Origin of the sequence: Paraburkholderia sp. BR14374 (genome assembly GCF_040948685.1) — a bacterium.
GTDB classification, from domain to species: domain Bacteria; phylum Pseudomonadota; class Gammaproteobacteria; order Burkholderiales; family Burkholderiaceae; genus Paraburkholderia; species Paraburkholderia youngii.
Map to the genome: position 1 here is coordinate 468,383 of NZ_JBFPKF010000005.1, position 15,434 is coordinate 483,816.

The window sequence follows — 15,434 nt, forward strand, 5'->3', positions numbered from 1 at the left end:
GCCTTTCGCGCCGCTTATCGCCTGACGATTGCCGCGCCTTAACGGATCGCTTTCAACACCGCCTCGGCCGCGCGGCCGATTGCGAGCAGCGCGTCGTCGGCGTACGGCGCGCCCGCCAGCATCAGGCCGACCGGCGCGTCGCCGCGCAGATGGCACGGCAGCGACAGCGCGCAGCTATCGAGGAAGTTGAACGCACTCGGGTTGCGCAGGATCAGCGCGTTAGTGTGGCTGAACGTGTGGTCGTCGAGCAGGTCGGCGAGGCGCGGCGGCACGACCGGCACCGTCGGCGCGACGACCGCATCGAAACGCTGCCACAGCGTGCGCGCGGCTTCGTCGAGCATCGCCGCGCGCTCGGCGAGCAGGTCCAGATAGTCGACCGCGGTGGCCGGCTGTCCTTTCATGATGCGCACGAGCACGCGCGGGTCGTACTGCTCGCGATGCTTGTCGAGCAGCGGGCGATGCCACGCATACGCCTCGATCGGCGCAAAGCCGAAGCGGTTGATTTCCGGCAGGCGGTCGAGCGGCGCGAAGCGCACCTCGCTGACGATCGCGCCGGCCGCCTCCAGGTGCTTGAGCGCGGTGTCGATCGCGCGCGCGACTTCGGGCTCGACGCCGTCGGTCACGAAGTTGGTCAGCACGCCGAGGCGCACGCCTTCGAGCGGCCGCGCGGCCGGGATGCGCGGCTCGAGCCCGGCGAGCATCCGGTCGACCAGCGCGCAGCAGGCGACCGATACACCGATCGGCCCGAACGAATCGAGCGTCGACGACAGCGGCACGCCGCCCTGCTTCGGGATGCGCGCGGCGGTCGGCTTGAAGCCGGTCAGCCCGCACAACGCGGCTGGAATGCGGATCGAGCCGCCGGTGTCGGTGGCGAGCGCGACCGCCGCCATGCCGTCGGCGACCGATGCCGCCGCGCCCGACGAAGAGCCGCCCGAAACCCGCTCGTCGCCCTTCACGCCGCGCCGGTACGGCGACAACGGATGGCCGTAATGCGGATTCAGGCCGAGCCCGGAAAACGCGAACTCGCTCATGTTGGTGCGCCCGACGATCACGGCGCCGGCCCGCTTCAGCCGCGCGACCGCGACCGCGTCGGCTTTCGCGGCTGGCGCATCGGCGAGCACGACGGAGCCCGCGCGGGTCGGCTGGCCTTCGACGTCGAACAGGTCCTTGACCGATACCGGAATCCCGGCGAGCGGCGACAGCACGGTGCCGGCCGCGCGCAGGCGGTCGTGCGCGTCGGCGGCGGCGCGCGCGGCGTCGGCGTCGACGTGCATGAAGACGGCGGCGCCCTGGCCGGCGGGGTCGGCGATCCGCTCGAGCGCGGTTTCGACGAGCGCGCGGCTGGTGGTGCGGCCGGCGGCGAGATCGGCGGCAAGCTGGGCAAGCGGCGGGAACGGAGCGAAGTCAGTGGCCATGATGTCGGTAGAGATCCGGTTGAGCGCGGCTCGGGCGCATGAGCGGGGCGGTGTCGAGCCAACGGAAAGGTCCGTCCGCATTGTAGAGCAAGGTTTTGCGGCCGAGCGGCCTGCCAGGGCCGGCGCGGCGCGGCGCGCGAATTCGCCAAAAACATCGCCGGCCCGTTTGTTACACTGCGCCTTCCGAGATTACCGTTTGTAAGGAAAACGCTCATGCACCATGGCATTGGCTTCATCCAGGATCTGGCCGTGGTGATGGCGCTGGCGGGCGTCGTCACCGTGCTGTTCCATCGCCTGAAGCAGCCGGTGGTGCTCGGCTATATCGTGGCCGGCGTGATCATCGGACCGTACACGCCGCCGTTCCAGCTGATCCATGACGAACAGACGATTCAGACGCTCGGCGAGCTGGGCGTCGTGTTCCTGATGTTTTCGCTGGGGCTCGAATTCAGCCTGCGCAAGCTGTTCAAGGTCGGCGCGACGGCGATCGTCGCCGCGCTGTCCGAGATCGTGCTGATGCTGTGGATCGGCTACGCGATCGGCAATGCATTCGGCTGGAGCCCGATGGATTCGCTCTTCCTCGGCGCGATCCTCGCGATCTCGTCGACCACGATCATCGTGAAGGCGCTGTCCGACCTCGGACTCAAACGCGAAAGCTTCGCGCAGCTCGTGTTCGGCATTCTGATCGTCGAAGACATTCTGGGCATCGCGATGCTCGTGCTGCTGACCGGCATCGCGCAGACCGGGCAGTTGTCGGCCGGGCTCGCGGCCGTCACGCTCGGCAAGCTGCTGCTGTTCATGACGGTGTCGCTGCTCGTCGGCGTGCTGCTCGTGCCGCGCGCGCTGAACTACGTCGCGCGCACCGGCAGCAACGAGATGATGCTCGTGTCCGTGCTCGGCTTCTGCTTCGGCTTCTGCCTGCTGGTCGTCAAGCTCGATTACAGCATCGCGCTCGGCGCGTTTCTGATCGGCGCGATCATGGCCGAGTCGCGCCATCTGCATCGGATCGAGCATCTGATCGCGCCGCTGCGGGACGCGTTTTCCGCGATCTTCTTCGTGACGATCGGACTGATGCTGAACCCGGCCGTGATACTCGACTACGGATGGCCGATCGCCGTGATCACGTTCGCGGTGATCGTCGGCAAGATCGTGTCGTGCGGGCTCGGCGCGTTTCTGTCGGGGCAGGACGGGCGCACGTCGATGCGCGTCGGCATGACCGTGTCGCAGATCGGCGAGTTCTCGTTCATCATCGCGACGCTCGGTTTGACGTTGAAGGTAACGAGCGGGTTTCTGTATCCGATCGCGGTCGCCGTGTCGGCGTTGACCACGCTGACGACCCCCTATCTGATCCGCGTCGCCGATCCGCTGACGCGCCGCATCGCGAATGCGATGCCCGCCACCTTATCCAACGCGTTCGGCATGTACGGGCAATGGCTGCGCAGTTTGGTCGCGGCGCGCGGCGAGCCGACGCTGATCAGCATGACGCGGCGCATCGTATTGCAGATCGCGGTGAATCTCGCGCTCGTCGCGGCGATTTTCCTGGTCGTGTCATATAGCGCGCCGCATAGCGGCCGGCTGCTCGCGCACTGGCTCGACGATGAGCCATTGCAACGCGTCGTGCAGTGGAGTGTCGCGCTGGTGGTGTCGCTGCCGTTCCTCGTGGCCGTGTATCGCAAGACCAAGTCGCTCGCGCTGCTGCTCGCCGAAGTCAGCGTGCTGCCGACCGCTGCCGGGCGCTTCACCAGCGCGCTGCGTCACGCGATCGCCGACCTCGTGCCGATCGTGTCGATGATCGGCGTGTTTCTGCTGGTGGCGGCGCTGTCGGGCAGCATCCTGCCGCCGACGGGCCTGCTCGTCGCGGTGCTCGCGTGCGCCGCGCTGCTGCTCACGCTCGTGTGGCGATGGTGCGTGAAGATTCACGCGTCGATGCAGATCGCGTTGCGGGAGACTTTCGACGAGCGGCCGGACCCTTGATTCAGAGGGTTTGTGTAAAGCTTCGCAACAATGTGAGTAATTGTTTGCGGGTTTGCCGGGCCTGCTGCACTGACGGATAATCAGGGCATATTCATTCGTTCGCGCGGAAGGCGCCCGTCCGACAGTCATGAGCGACAAACCCGAAAACGCCGGCACGACCGGCAGTCCACCGCCGAACTCGCCCGCGCAGAGCGGCACGCCGGCCGCACCGGCCCCCTCGCTTCCTCCGTCGCATGAAGATGCCACCCAGTCGGCCGCCAAAGATACGAGCCCGGCCACCGAGGAGGCGACCGCGCGGTCGTCGACCGACGATCCGATCAGCGCATCGTCCGTTACTCGCGAAGATCCGCGCACGGCCCGGCTGCGCGACGCGATGGAGGCACGCAGCGCCGCCGCCGAATCGACCGCGCGCCAGGAAGCCGCGGTGCACGAGCGCGAAGCGCGGCGCGCCGGTACGCGCCCCGGCGGCGCGACCACGCTGAAACCCGAGCCAGCCGTCAAACCGACCGCAGCCGCCGGCGAGCCTCTAGTGGGTGGCGGCCTCAGCGCCGCGGACGTCGCCACCGACGGCGAGATCGCCACCGAGGAAACCGCCGCGCGCGCGGCGCGCGCGCCCGGCTCGCCGCCTCCCGGATTCGGCGCGGCACCCGATTTCAGCGCCACCAATCCGCCGCCGCCCAACGCGCTTCCGCCGTCGCCGCCGCGTTATCTGAAGCAGAGCGATTCGGCGTGGAGCGTGTTCGGCCGTATCGTCGCGGCGCGCGCGCGGCAGCTGTTCGATCGCGCGGGACAGCGGATCACGCAGCGCACGCTGCGCATCGGCGTGTCGGCGCGCATCTTCCACCCGGAACCGGGCGCGAAGGGCTTGCGCGGCAAGACGCTGCAGTATCTGGAGGAGTCGATCGCGCACTGGGTGATGTCGCGCGACGTGCTGGTATTCATGATCCCGACCGTCGGTCATCAGGGCATGCTGCACCCGAGCAACATCCGTCTGCGCGACTATGCGAAGCATCTCGACGGCCTGCTGCTGCAAGGCGGTGCCGACGTATCGCCGCAGACCTACGCGGAAACGGCGAGCAGTCACGAATGGCCCGGTGACCGCGTGCGCGACATGTACGAGCTAGAACTGCTGCACGAGTTCGTCGAATCCGGCAAGCCGGTGCTCGGCGTGTGCCGCGGCTGCCAGCTGATCAACGTCGCGTTCGGCGGCACGCTGTATCAGGACATCGCGACCGATGTGCCTACCGCGAACGCCCACGTCAACGAGAACTACGATCAGCACCGGCACGGCGTGCATTTTCCCGACGGTTCGACGCTGCTGAACATGTTCCCCGGACGACGCGACGCGATCGTCAACTCGATCCACCATCAGGCGGTGAAGACACTGGGCCGCGATCTGAATATCGAGGCGGTGTCGGCGTCGGACGGCATCATCGAGGCCGTGCGCTATCGGCGCGCGCCGTTCGTGATGGGCGTGCAGTGGCATCCGGAGTTTCATCGCGCGGGCGGGCCGGAGCTGCTCGATTGCACGCCGTTGCTCGATACGTTCCTGCGGGTCGCGCGGGAGACGCGGTTTTGAGCAGGGCCACGCTATGTGGCTGGCGGCGATTATTGCGCGAATTGTTCCGGGATTTCGGTGACGCGTCGCTGCGATATGTGATTCATCCACTCGGAGCTGTCCGCCGGCCGATCGTTCGACACGGTGGAGCGCGGCAGCGGCGCGGCGTCGCGTGAAGACATCATCGCGAGGGTCGTCACGTCGGCGTATTCGTCATCGCCGAACCGGGTTCGAACGCGCGCTTCATGCGACGACTCGTTTGCGGCATGGCGATTTACCGAAAGCGGACGCGTTTGCGCGCGAAGCGCACGACGCGCAGGCGAGGAGTGAATCGCATCACGCGGCGTGCGCGGATTTCGCGTGGTGTTGCGCTGAGGCAAAGCCGCTATGGGGGCGGGTGCAGCGGCGGCCACGTCGACAGGTAATGGCGGAAGCACAGCAGCCGGTGTGACGGCCTCGGCAATCACCGGCGCATCGCGACGCGGCATCAAAGCCTGCGCCGACTTCAGCATCTCGGAGGCCATGTGCCGCGGCGCCAGAGGCTGATCGACGATCCACCACACTAGCGCCGCGACGCAGCCGACTACCCCGGCACTCGCCGCGACCGCACGTCGATTCCAAACTGAGCGCCGTTGCGCGATTCGCGGCGAGCGGGCCGTGAGCGCGATACGCATTGGACCCTGAGGCACCTTCCGTTGCATGGCGGGACGCGTCACCGTCGCGGTATGCGCCGCTTCCGCGGCATGCTGCGTGGCGTCCGCGACCGGAGCCTCGGCCGGACGCTTCACGCCGCTCAGCGCGCCCTCGATCGACACCCACTGCCCATACGACAGCAACGGCTGATCCCTGATGCAGACGGTGCGCAGCAGCGCGGCATATAGCGAATCGAATCCGGCTCGCAAGCAGTGAGTGTCGGGCAGCAACGCCCAATCGCGGCCGAACGGTTCGGACAGTTGATTGAGCGGACGGAGAGGGGGAAGGGCGAATGCGCCTTCGATCAAGGTGAGCGGCGTGCTGGTCATCGGTTTCTGCCGGTGCCTCGTGACAAGGACTACCGGTGAGGCAGTGACGGAATCTGTAGGGGACCGATGAAGGCATCGGCGACAGAATATCGTGCCTCGAAACTACCCTGTCCACCCTTCAGATGACTCCGAAAACGGGGACATCACGGGTGTTCGCTTCGCGCAGCCCAACTGCGGTGCTCAGGACTTCAACCGGTACACGTAGCGCAGCGCGGTGATATCGACGCCGCCCATATGGTCGGGCTCCGCGCCGACCAACTGCCAGCCGTGCCGCTCGTAAAAGCCGATCGCCGCCTTATTGCCCTCGAGCACATACAGATACAGCTGGGCCTCGCCTTGCGCGCGGGTCCAGTCAACGGCTGCGTGCATCAGCGTTTTGCCGACGCCGATGCCCTGATAACCGGGCAGCGCATGCAGGTTGTCGAGCAGCACGCCCCATGCGGACTCGGGCTGTCGCTCGACACACACGAAGCCGATCGGCTCGCCGGCCAATTCGGCGATCAGCACGATGCGGCGGTCGCCGCCCGGGGCGCCGAGGCGCGCTTCCCAATAGGCGGCGCGTTCGCGCGTGACTTCGCCGTCGAGGAACGCGTCAGGCAACAGACCGCGATAGGTCGCCTGCCAGCTGGCGCTGTGGATCGACGCGATCAGCGCGGCGTCCTCGAGCGTGGCGGGGCGCAGGGAAAGAGCAGGGGTGGTTTGCATCGGAGTAATCAACTGAATGGCTTGCGCGGGCAGTCTACCGCCGCCCGCAGGTGTCGCGCGTAAGCAAACTGCATGCGTTTCGCGTCGACCTTATCAGCAGTAACATTACGTGGCATCGGCCCCGCATCAAGCTCAGCGTTTACCCTAATCTCGGATGAACGCCGTGGGCAGCGGAATGCGGCGCCCCCGGGCGCGCTTCGCCAATCGATAACCGCGTGTCCGACTGCGGGATCCGCTTGCCAATCGCGGTGGATCGTTCCAACTGCCCGCTCGTCACCGTCCGCGTCGATCCGTCCGACTGGGCGGCGGGCCTCTCCGAGAGTGTCATGTCTACCGCGACCCACGCCGCTTCCAGAACCGAAGAATCCAAGGTCAAGACAGTGTTCCGCGTCGTCAGCGGCAACTTTCTTGAGATGTACGACTTCATGGTCTATGGCTACTACGCTTCCGCGATCGCCAAGACCTATTTCCCGAGCGGCAGCGATTTCGCGTCGCTGATGCTGTCGCTGTCCGTATTCGGCGCGGGCTTCCTGATGCGTCCGCTCGGTGCGATCGTGCTCGGCGCCTACATCGACCATCACGGCCGCCGCAAAGGCCTGATCCTCACGCTGAGCCTGATGGCGCTCGGCACGCTGACGGTCGCGACGATACCGGGCTACGCGACCATCGGGCTAGTGGCGCCCGTGCTCGTGCTGTTCGGGCGGCTGCTGCAAGGTTTCTCGGCCGGCGCCGAACTCGGCGGCGTGTCGGTGTATCTGTCAGAGATCGCGACGAAGGGCAACAAGGGCTTCTATTGCTCGTGGCAGTCGGGCAGCCAGCAGGTCGCGGTGGTATTCGCCGCGCTGATCGGCGTGGGGCTCAACAAGATTTTGCCCGCCGACCAGATGTTCGCGTGGGGCTGGCGCGTGCCGTTCCTGATCGGCTGTCTGATCGTGCCGTTCCTGTTCATCATCCGCCGCTCGCTGCAGGAGACCGAGGAGTTCACGGCTCGCAAGCATCGTCCGGGCATGGGCGAGATCCTGAAGTCGATGGCCGCGAACTATCCCGTAGTGCTGGGCGGCATGGGCATGGTCGTCATGACGACCGTGTCGTTTTACATGATCACGGCTTATACGCCGACCTTTGGCAAGGAGGTGCTGAAGCTGACGGCGATCGACGCGCTGGTCGTCACCGTCTGCGTCGGTATCTCGAACCTGATCTGGCTGCCGGTGTCGGGCGCGTTGTCGGATCGCATCGGCCGCCGTCCGGTGCTGCTCGCGTTCACGATCCTGACGATCCTCACCGCGTATCCGGCGCTGCAATGGCTCGTCGCCGAGCCGTCGTTCGCGCGTCTGCTCGCCGTGCAGCTGTGGCTGTCGTTCCTGTATGGCTGCTACAACGGCGCGATGGTCGTCGCGCTGACCGAAGTGATGCCGGTCGAAGTGCGGACCGCCGGCTTCTCGCTCGCGTACAGTCTCGCGACGACGATCGGCGGCTTCACGCCGGCCATCGCCACGCTGCTGATCCACGTGACCAACAACAAGGCGGCGCCGGGTCTCGTCCTCGGCGTAGCGGCGATCTGCGGTCTGCTCGCGACGCTGTTCCTGTATCGCACGCCGGAGGCGCGCAATCAGTATCGGGCGGCCTGACGGGTTCGCCCGATGTTCTGAAAGCAAAAACCCCGCGCAAGCGGGGTTTTTGCTTGTTGGCGGAGCGTGGTCCGTCGCTACCCGTGGCGCAATTCGTTGGCGACCACTTCGACGACTTCATCCCACGCGCCCGGCTGCGGTTGACGCACCAGCGTCGCGCCCGGATACCACGGGCTGCGCGTGTCGCCGTCGAACCAGCGCCAGTCGGCGGCGAACGGCAGCATCAGCCACAGCGGCTTGCGCAGTGCGCCGGCAAGGTGCGCGATCGAGGTGTCGATCGACACCACCGCGTCGAGCCGCTCGACGATCGCAGCGGTATCCGCGAAGTCGCCGATCCGTTGGTCGAAGCGATGGATCGCGGCCGCGCGCGGATGCGCGTCGAGCGCCGCGCGCTCGTCTTCGGACAGATCGGGCTGCAGCACGATCCAGTCGATGCCGTCGAGCGCGAACAGCGGCTCCAGCGCGGCGAGCGGCATCGTGCGGGTTTCGTTGCGCTGGATGCGCCCCGACCACGCGAGCCCGATCTTGCGCTTCGCCTGACCGCCGAGCGAGCCGCGCCATTTGCGGCGATAGGCCGGCGGCACGCTCAGATAGGGCGTGCGCGCGTCGATCGTGTCGTAGCGCGTGCCGAGCGCGAGCGGCAGGCTCAGCAGCGGAATCTGCAGATCGGCAGCGGGGCGCGGCTGACCTTGCGCGATCAGCGAGACGCGCCACGCCTGCGCGACGGGCGCGAGCAGCGGCACCAACTGCGGCTGCACTTCGAGCACGACGCGCGCGGCGCGCTGCGCGGCGAGCGGCACGAAGCGCACGAATTGCAGCGTGTCGCCGAAACCCTGTTCGGCATGGATCAGCAGCGTGTACTCGTCGATTGACTCGCCGTGCCAGCGCGGCAGCGTCTGGATCGCCGGTTGCGCGACGGTTTGCAGGCGCCATTCGTATTCGGGCAGACCGCGCTCGAAGTCTCGCATCGCAAGCCACGCGAGCGCTCGGTTCATATGCGCGGACGCGAGGTCGGGGCGCAGCCGCAACGCCTGATCGAGCGCGCGCACCGCGGCCGCGTGCGCGCCGAGCGCCTGGTGCGCGGTGCCGAGCGCGAGCCACGCGAGCGCGAATTGCGGATCGAGCCCGACCGCGCGCTCCAGATACGGCAAGGCCTGCTCGGCCCGGCCGAGCGCCGCGAGCGCGTTGCCCATGCCGTAGATCGCGGGCGGCAGGTTCGGCTGCAGCCGCAGCGCCGCTTCGAATGACGCGACTGCCTGCGCATGTCGGCCGGTCGCATCGAACGTGTTCGCGAGGTTGAAGTGCGCGGCGACGAAGCGCGGCTCGGCGGCGAGCGCGGCCTCGAAGCAGGGCACCGCTTCGTTCGGCCGATCGAGCGCGTTCAGCGACATGCCCATGTTGTTCAGCGCGCCGGCGTGACCGGGGCGCAGTTCGAGCGCGCGCCGGAACGACGCGATCGCGTCCGCGTGACGGCCGAGCGCGTGCAGCGCATTGCCGAGATTGTTGTGCGACGACGCGTCATCCGGCTGCAGGCGCAGCGAGCGTTCGAACGCATCGGCGGCGTCTTCGTGACGGCCCAGCGACGCGTAGGCGTTGCCGAGGTTGTAGTGCGCCATCGGGAACGTCGGCGCGAGCGTCAGCGCGTTGCGGAACTGCTCGATCGCGGCGTCGATCTGGCCGAGCGCCTTCAGAGCATTGCCGAGGTTCAGCTGCAGCGCCGCGTCTTCGGGGCGCAGGTCGACCGCGCGCCGCACGAGCGCCGCGGCTTCGGCGTGCTGGCCCTGCTGGTGGCGCAGCACGCCGAGCAGATGCAGCGCATCGACATGGCTGGGGTCGTGGTCGAGCGTGGCGCGGTAGCCGTGTTCGGCCTCGTCGAGGCGGCCGTCACGATGCGCCGCGAACGCGCGGTCAAATACAGGTTGCATGACGGGGAGGGCATTCGGATCAATCAGACTGGGCCGCATTTTCCCATACTTGCGCAAGGGGCCCGGATTTACGCGGCTCGCGGCGCCTTTGCAGCGACGGGGGCTCCTTCTGCGCGATTGATGCAGCGCACCGGTGTGCGCGAGAGGGGCGGCGTACACTAGAACGCATTGTTGCCTCCGGAGTTCCGCATGGACGCTGCCGCCTACGACGCGTCGCCGGTGCTGATCGTCGGGGCCGGTCCCACTGGACTTGCCGCAGCGATGAGTCTCGCGCGTGCTCATATCCCCGTGCGTCTGATCGACAAGGCGCCGCAGCCGAACCCTTACTCGCGCGCGATCGGCATTCAGGCACGCACGCTCGAGCTGCTCGAGCAGCATCGGCTGATCGAGCCGTTTCTCGAACTCGGCCATCGTGCGCGCGTCGCGAATCTGTTTTCGAACGGCATGCGGCTTGCGCAGCTCGATTTCGACCCGCTGCACACGCGCTATCCCTATCTGCTGTTTCTCGACCAGTCGGTGACCGAACGGCTTCTCACCGAGCATCTGGCGACGCTCGGCGTGAAGGTCGAGCGGGGCATCGAACTGATGGCGTTCATGCAAGGCTCCGCGAGCATTCAGGCGACCCTGCGCCGCGCGGACGGCCGTACGGAAGGCATGCGCCCGTCATACATGATCGCCGCCGACGGCGCGCATAGCTCGATTCGCCATCGCCTCGGCCTGAACTTCGAGGGCAAGACCTTCGAGCAGACCTTCCTGCTCGCCGACCTGCACGCGGAAACCGACTGGCCCGACGACGAGTTCCATATCTTCGCGTCGGGCGACGGTCTCGTCGCGCTGTTTCCGATGGGCCACGGCCGTCATCGACTGATCGCCGATCATGCCGTCGAGCCGTCCGGCAGCGCCGCCCCGCCCGCCACCCCCGCAGTGCCGTCGCTCGAACAATGCAAGGCGCTGATCGCGCGACGCGTGCGCGAGCGCGTCGACGTGTCCGATCTCGCGTGGTCGGCGTATTTCCACGTGAATAGCCGGATGGTCGATCGGCTGCGCGTGGGCCGCATCTTCCTCGCCGGCGATGCCGCGCACGTGCACAGCCCCGCGGCCGCGCAGGGCATGAACACCGGCATCCAGGAAGCGCTCAATCTCGGCTGGAAGCTCGCGCGTGTGATCGGCGGCGCAGCGCCGGATCGCCTGCTCGACACGTACCACGCCGAACGGCATCCGATCGAGCGCGACGTGCTGCGCCAGACCGGCTTCATCACGCAGATGGCCGAGGCCGATCACGGTCCGCTGAAGCTGCTGCGCGAGCGCGTGATGCCGGTGCTGGCCGCGCTGGGGCCGCTGCGCGATGCCGCGCGCGCGACGATCAGCGAGCTGGCGATCCAGTACCGGCGCAGTCCGCTGACGCTCGAACGCGTGCTCGACGGCGGCCCGCGCGCGGGCGAGCGCGCGCCCGATGCGCTGGTGCATGTCGTCGACGGTCCGCTCGGGCGCGCGCCCGGCGTCGGCTGCATTTTCGATCTGCACGATCCGGCGTTCTTCTCGCTGTTTCTGCTGGTGCCGCCGCTGCCCGTCGATGGCACGCCGCTCGATCCGGCCGCGAAGCATGCGGCGCCGCCGGACTCGGAGGTGGAAAAGCTCGCCGCCGAGGTCGAGCGGCTGCTGCCGAACGCGGTGCGGATCTGGCGCGTCACCGATACGAGCGGCGACGGCGGCCCGGCGCTGTCCGAATCGTATGGGCGTACGCGGCCGTCGTTTTATCTGGTGCGGCCCGACGGCTATATCAGCGCGCGCGGACGCACCGGCTCGGACCTGCACGGTCTCGTACGGCACTGCGAGGCGTGGTTTGCGGTGGGGGGAGAGATACACGAGCAGGCGACGCTGTGATCAGGGTCGCCTGTTGCGTGACACGTGCGCGGCAGCGGATTTCGCCGCCGTGCCACGGTGGTTGAGAAAATGGCCTAAGTCTAAGCCTAAGCCGCCGACGCCTGGGCCGGCGTCAACTTCTCGCGATACCTGACGATCGCCTCGCGCGTGAAGTTCGTTAGCGCGATGCCATAGGTGTCCGGCGCTTCGTCGAGGGTTGCGAGCAGCGCACGCCGCATGCGCGGCTCCCAGAAGCGGCGGATGTGTTCGGCGACGCCGGTCAGCGCTTCCTCGTGGTCGGGCATCGACTCGAAGAAGTCGCCGATCCGGTTCGCCATGTCGATCAGATTCCGATTGTCCATCGCTCGCCTCACTTGCCCGCGGTAACGGCCGCGGCCGAATCGGCCTGCTCGCGCCGTTTCAGCAGATCGAGCTGTTCGCTACTGAAGCGCGAATAGTCCTTCTGCCATTCCGACGGCTGCTCGACCGGCATCACCTGCACCGCGGTCACCTTGTATTCGGGGCAGTTGGTCGCCCAGTCGGAGCTGTCGGTCGTGATCACGTTCGCGCCCGATTCGGGGAAGTGGAACGTCGTATAGACGACGCCCGGCTGCATGCGCTCCGTCACCTTCGCGCGCAACACGGTCTGCCCCGCGCGCGATTCGATGCCGACCCAGTCGCCGGTCTTGATACCGCGTTCCTCCGCATCGTCCGGATGCAGTTCGAGCCGGTCTTCGTCATGCCAGAGCGAGTTGTCGGTGCGGCGCGTCTGCGCGCCGACGTTGTACTGCGACAGGATGCGGCCGGTCGTCAGCAGCAGCGGATACTTGCGCGTGACCTTCTCAGGCGAGGCGATGAACTTCGTGATCACGAACCTGCCCTTGCCGCGCACGAAGGTACCGACGTGCATCGTCGGCGTGCCGTCGGGCGCGTCCTCGTTGCATGGCCACTGGATGCTGCCCAGTTCGTCGATCTTCTGGAACGACACGCCGTGGAAGGTCGGCGTGAGCCGTGCGATTTCGTCCATGATCTCGGACGGATGGGTGTAGTCCATCTCGTAGCCGAGCGCGCGCGACAGCAGCTGCGTGACTTCCCAGTCCGCGTACCCGCCGAGCGGCGGCATCACCTTGCGCACGCGCGAGATGCGGCGCTCGGCATTGGTGAACGTGCCGTCCTTTTCGAGGAACGACGAGCCGGGCAGCAGCACGTGGGCGTACTTGGCGGTCTCGTTCAGGAAGATGTCCTGCACGACGATGCATTCCATCGACGACAGCGCCGCCGCCACGTGATGCGTGTTCGGGTCCGACTGCACGATGTCCTCGCCCTGGCAGTACAGGCCCTTGAAGCTGCCGTGCAGCGCGGCGTCGAACATGTTCGGAATGCGCAGGCCTGGTTCCGGTTGCAGCGTGACGTTCCATGCGTTTTCGAATTGCGTGCGCACGAGCGGATCGCCGATGTGCCGATAGCCGGGCAGCTCGTGCGGGAACGAGCCCATGTCGCACGAGCCCTGCACGTTGTTCTGGCCGCGCAGCGGATTCACGCCGACACCTTCGCGGCCGATGTTGCCGGTCGCCATCGCGAGGTTCGCGATGCCGATCACCATCGTCGAGCCTTGCGCGTGTTCGGTGACGCCGAGGCCGTAGTAGATCGCGGCGTTGCCGGCGCTCGCGTAGATGCGCGCGGCTTCGCGCACCTGTTGCGCGGGCACGCCGGTTGCCGCTTCGGTCGCTTCCGGCGAGTTCTCCGGCAGCGCGACGAAATCGCGCCACTGCTCGAACGCGCGCGTTTCGCAGCGCTCGGCGATGAACGCTTCGTCGAGCAGGCCTTCGGTGACGATCACATGCGCGAGCGCGTTGACGATCGCGACGTTGGTGCCGGGCCGCAATTGCAGATGATGCGACGCCTTCACGTGCGGCGTATCGACGATATCGATGCGGCGCGGATCGACCACGATCAGCTTCGCACCCTCGCGCACGCGGCGCTTCAGACGCGAGGCGAACACCGGATGGCCGTCGGTGGGATTCGCACCGATCACCATGATGACGTCGGCCTTATCGACCGACGCGAACGTCTGGGTGCCGGCCGATTCGCCGATCGTCGTCTTCAGGCCGTAGCCGGTCGGTGAATGGCAGACGCGCGCGCAGGTGTCGACGTTGTTGTTGCCGAACGCGGCGCGCACGAGCTTCTGCACGAGGTACGTTTCTTCGTTCGTGCAGCGCGACGACGTGATGCCGCCGATCGAATCGCGCCCATGCTTGGCCTGGATGCGACGGAATTCCGATGCCGCGTACGAGATCGCTTCGTCCCAGCTGACTTCGCGCCACGGGTCGGTGATCTTCGCGCGGATCATCGGCCTGGTGATGCGGTCCTTGTGCGTCGCGTAGCCCCACGCGAAGCGGCCCTTCACGCATGCATGGCCTTCGTTGGCCTGGCCGTTCTTGTGCGGCACCATCCGCACGACCTGATTGCCCTTCATCTCGGCCTTGAACGAGCAGCCGACGCCGCAATACGCGCAAGTGGTGACGACCGAGTGCTCGGGCTGGCCGAGCATCACGACGGTCTTTTCCTGCAAGGTCGCGGTCGGGCACGCGGCCACGCACGCGCCGCACGACACGCACTCCGATTCCATGAAGGGCTGGTTCTCGCTCGCCGCGACGCGCGATTCGAAGCCGCGTCCGGTGATCGTCAGCGCGAACGTGCCCTGGGTTTCCTCGCACGCGCGCACGCAGCGATTGCAGACGATGCACTTCGACGGGTCGTACGTGAAGTACGGATTCGATTCGTCCTTCCTGTCCTTCAGATGATTCTCGCCGTCGAAGCCGTAGCGCACTTCGCGCAAGCCCGTCACGCCGGCCATGTCCTGCAGTTCGCAGTCGCCGTTGGCGGGGCAGGTCAGGCAATCGAGCGGATGATCGGAGATGTACAGCTCCATCACGTTGCGACGCAGCGTCTGCAGACGGTCGGTCTGCGTGCGCACCTTCATGCCGGCTTCGACCGGCGTCGTGCACGAGGCCGGATAGCCGCGCCGTCCTTCGATTTCGACCAGACACAGACGGCATGAGCCGAACGGTTCGAGAGAATCGGTCGCGCACAGCTTCGGCACGTTGACGCCGGCTTCGGCCGCCGCGCGCATCACCGACGTGCCGGCGGGCACGGTCACCGCCTGGCCGTCGATTTCGAGCGTCACGTCGATGTCCGAGTGACGCGCGGGGGTGCCGTAGTCGGTGTCGTCGAAGAATGGGTTGGCGGCGCGTGCCTGCGCTTGCGACTTGCAAGCGCAGTTGCCTGAGCCGCAGCCGCCCCCCAGGGGGACGGGAGAGTTGAACTGATCGGACATGGTGAACTCC

Annotated in this window: 10 protein-coding genes; 4 read left to right on the forward strand and 6 right to left on the reverse strand. The window is 67.1% G+C overall.

Annotation, left to right across the window (positions count from 1 at the left end; genetic code table 11):
* Positions 1–38: 38 nt before the first annotated feature.
* Positions 39–1,415: an amidase gene (locus AB3X86_RS15355; protein WP_368596592.1), complete on the reverse strand. Its 1,377-nt coding sequence runs from the start codon at positions 1,413–1,415 to the stop codon at positions 39–41.
* A gap of 213 nt (positions 1,416–1,628) precedes the next feature.
* Here AB3X86_RS15355 and AB3X86_RS15360 point away from each other — a divergent pair, with 213 nt between their 5' ends.
* Complete coding sequence (locus AB3X86_RS15360) at positions 1,629–3,386, forward strand: cation:proton antiporter (RefSeq protein WP_368596593.1); 1,758 nt, start codon at positions 1,629–1,631, stop codon at positions 3,384–3,386.
* A 127-nt stretch (positions 3,387–3,513) separates the two neighbouring features.
* Positions 3,514–4,965 carry a gamma-glutamyl-gamma-aminobutyrate hydrolase family protein gene (locus tag AB3X86_RS15365; protein ID WP_368596594.1) on the forward strand — a complete coding sequence of 484 codons (1,452 nt, stop codon included), beginning with the start codon at positions 3,514–3,516 and terminating at the stop codon, positions 4,963–4,965.
* Between the two features lie 29 nt (positions 4,966–4,994).
* Here the strand turns inward: AB3X86_RS15365 and AB3X86_RS15370 are convergent, their stop codons facing one another.
* Complete coding sequence (locus AB3X86_RS15370; protein ID WP_368596595.1) at positions 4,995–5,966, reverse strand: hypothetical protein; 972 nt, start codon at positions 5,964–5,966, stop codon at positions 4,995–4,997.
* Between the two features lie 180 nt (positions 5,967–6,146).
* Entirely contained in the window at positions 6,147–6,671 is a 525-nt protein-coding gene (locus AB3X86_RS15375) for an N-acetyltransferase family protein (RefSeq protein ID WP_368596596.1), read from the reverse strand.
* A gap of 326 nt (positions 6,672–6,997) precedes the next feature.
* On the opposite strand from AB3X86_RS15375, the gene AB3X86_RS15380 reads away from it, so the two are divergent.
* Positions 6,998–8,299 carry an MFS transporter gene (locus AB3X86_RS15380; protein WP_184226321.1) on the forward strand — a complete coding sequence of 434 codons (1,302 nt, stop codon included), beginning with the start codon at positions 6,998–7,000 and terminating at the stop codon, positions 8,297–8,299.
* Positions 8,300–8,376: 77 nt separating this feature from the next.
* Here AB3X86_RS15380 and AB3X86_RS15385 read toward each other — a convergent pair whose 3' ends face one another.
* The gene (locus AB3X86_RS15385) at positions 8,377–10,224 is read right to left on the reverse strand and encodes a tetratricopeptide repeat protein (protein WP_368596597.1); all 1,848 of its coding nucleotides are present in this window, start codon (positions 10,222–10,224) and stop codon (positions 8,377–8,379) included.
* Between the two features lie 189 nt (positions 10,225–10,413).
* Here AB3X86_RS15385 and AB3X86_RS15390 point away from each other — a divergent pair, with 189 nt between their 5' ends.
* Positions 10,414–12,108 carry an FAD-dependent monooxygenase gene (locus tag AB3X86_RS15390; protein ID WP_368596598.1) on the forward strand — a complete coding sequence of 565 codons (1,695 nt, stop codon included), beginning with the start codon at positions 10,414–10,416 and terminating at the stop codon, positions 12,106–12,108.
* An 86-nt stretch (positions 12,109–12,194) separates the two neighbouring features.
* Here the strand turns inward: AB3X86_RS15390 and AB3X86_RS15395 are convergent, their stop codons facing one another.
* Both AB3X86_RS15395 and fdhF read right to left on the reverse strand, forming a co-directional pair.
* Positions 12,195–12,449, reverse strand: coding sequence for a formate dehydrogenase subunit delta (locus tag AB3X86_RS15395; RefSeq protein WP_176369260.1), 255 nt, complete (start codon positions 12,447–12,449; stop codon positions 12,195–12,197).
* An 8-nt stretch (positions 12,450–12,457) separates the two neighbouring features.
* On the reverse strand, positions 12,458–15,424 hold the full coding sequence (gene fdhF / locus AB3X86_RS15400) for a formate dehydrogenase subunit alpha (RefSeq protein ID WP_368596599.1): 2,967 nt from the start codon (positions 15,422–15,424) through the stop codon (positions 12,458–12,460).
* Positions 15,425–15,434 lie beyond the last annotated feature (10 nt).